The sequence below is a fragment of the Micromonospora sp. 4G55 genome, from assembly GCF_016803375.1.
This window is the reverse complement of sequence record NZ_JAEVHN010000888.1, coordinates 1-2,132: the sequence shown is the minus strand read 5'-3', so window position 1 is coordinate 2,132 and position 2,132 is coordinate 1. Positions and strand designations below refer to the sequence as shown.

Genomic DNA, 2,132 nt, shown 5'->3' with positions numbered 1-2,132 from the left:
CACCCCGCCGGACGGGGACCCGACCGCCACCCCCGGCGCGGGCACCCTGCGCTTCCCGCGCGACTTCGGCTGGGGCGCGGCCACCTCGGCCTACCAGATCGAGGGCGCCGCCAAGGAGGACGGGCGCGGCGAGTCGATCTGGGACACCTTCAGCCGCACTCCGGGGCGGACCCGCAACGGCGACACCGGCGACGTCGCCGCGGACCACTACCACCGCTGGTCCGAGGACCTGGACCTGATGCGCGACCTCGGCCTGCGCAGCTACCGGTTCTCGGTCTCCTGGCCCCGCATCCAGGCCGACGGCACCGGCCGACCCAACCAGCGCGGCCTCGACTTCTACCGCCGGCTCGTCGACGGTCTGCACGAGCGCGGCATCGCGCCCATGGTCACCCTCTTCCACTGGGACCTGCCCCAGTCGTTGCAGGACGCCGGCGGCTGGGAGAACCGGGACACCGCGTACCGCTTCGCCGACTACGCCGACGCCGTGTTCCGGGGCCTGGGTGACCAGGTGCCGGTGTGGCTGACCGTCAACGAGCCGAAGACCGTGGTGCAGAACGGCTACCTCTGGGGCCACCACGCCCCGGGCCGGCAGGATCCGGACGCCGCGTACCTGGTCGCCCACCACCTCCAGCTCGCGCACGGCCTGGCGGTACGCGCCCTGCGGGCCACCGGCTCCACCGCGCGGATCGGACCGGCGTTCAACCTGCACCCGTGCTACCCGGCCGACGACACCCCGGCCGCGGCGGCCGCGACCCGGCTCTACGACGGGTACGAGAACCGGCTGTACCTGGACTCCGTGCTCACCGGCGCGTACCCGGCCGACGTGCTGGCCGACCTCGGCGAGGACAGCCGGCTGGTCCGGGGCATCGCCGACGGCGACCTGGAGATCATCTCCAGCCCGGTCGACCTGCTGGCCGTGCAGTACTACACGCCGCTCTACGTCACCGCCGACGGCGGCACCGTGCAGCGCTGGGCCACCTCCGAGGCGGAGTGGCAGCAGATCTACCCCGAGGGGATGTACGACATCCTGACCCGGGTCACCCGCGACTACGGCCGTGTCCCGATCACGGTCACCGAGAACGGCCTGCCCTGCCCGGACGTCCTGGGCGCCGACGGCACCGTCGACGACGCCGGCCGGATCGCCTTCCTGCGGGACCACTTCGCCGCCGCGCACCGCGCGATCGCCGCCGGGGTGCCGCTGGAGAGCTACCACGTCTGGTCGCTGCTGGACAACTTCGAGTGGGCCGAGGGCTACGACCAGCGCTGGGGACTGGTCTACGTGGACTACGCCACCCAGCGCCGCATCCCCAAGCGCAGCGCCCACTGGTACCGGCAGGTGATCAGCGACAACGGCCTCTGAACCACCCGCCGGCCGGGACCGGCGCACCGGACCGCGTGGGGGCGGTCCGGTGGTCCGACCCGCCGGGGCGGGCGGGTCCGGCCGAGCGGGACCGGCCCGCCGGTACGGCGGGAGCGGTCGCCGTCAGCGGGGCAGCGCCTGCTGCAACTCGGCGCGCAGCGCCGGGGTGAGCATCTCACCGGCCTGCTTGGCCAGCCGGGCCATCTCGTAGCCCACCACGCCGATGTCGGCGTCCGACGCGGCCAGCGTGGCGAGGATCGAGCCGTCGCGGATCTGCATCACCAGGAAGTAGCCGCGCCCCATCTCGACGACCGTCTGCTTGACGATGTCGCCGTCGAACATCTGGGCCGCCCCCGCGGTGATGCTCATCAGGCCGGAGGTCACCGCGGAGAGCTTGTCGGCGTGATCGCGGGGCAGGTGCGCCGAGATCGCGACCAGCAGCCCGTCGGAGGAGACCACCACGGCGTGGGCCACCCCCGGCACCCGCTCCGCGAACGCGTTGACCAGCCAGCTAAGGTCCCGCGCCTCCTGGCTCAACGTCGTCACTGTCGTCCCCCTTCGCTGTGCCCACCCGACGGCGGCAAGATTATCTCCCGGGTCTCCTCGGCCTCGGCCCGGCGGACGCCGCTGTACAGCCGCGACAGCATCCCACCGACCGCCTCCGGGTCCGGATCGTCCCGTGCGGCGGCAACCTCCGGCCGGGCCGGCTCGGTGACCGCGGAGAGCTGAGCCATCGGCACCCGCACCGGCAGGCCCCGTTCGTTGGTGCCCC

3 protein-coding genes are annotated in these 2,132 nt (G+C 73.4%); 1 reads left to right on the top strand and 2 read right to left on the bottom strand.

Annotated features, from left to right (window positions below):
* The first annotated feature begins 46 nt into the window (after positions 1 to 46).
* The gene (locus JNW89_RS35720; protein ID WP_238452370.1) at positions 47 to 1,360 is read left to right on the top strand and encodes a GH1 family beta-glucosidase; all 1,314 of its coding nucleotides are present in this window, start codon (positions 47 to 49) and stop codon (positions 1,358 to 1,360) included.
* A 123-nt stretch (positions 1,361 to 1,483) separates the two neighbouring features.
* Here JNW89_RS35720 and JNW89_RS35715 read toward each other — a convergent pair whose 3' ends face one another.
* Complete coding sequence (locus tag JNW89_RS35715; protein ID WP_238452369.1) at positions 1,484 to 1,897, bottom strand: roadblock/LC7 domain-containing protein; 414 nt, start codon at positions 1,895 to 1,897, stop codon at positions 1,484 to 1,486.
* 5 nt (positions 1,898 to 1,902) lie between these two features.
* The coding region (locus tag JNW89_RS35710; protein WP_238452368.1) for a hypothetical protein at positions 1,903 to 2,132 on the bottom strand (230 nt) is incomplete at its 5' end.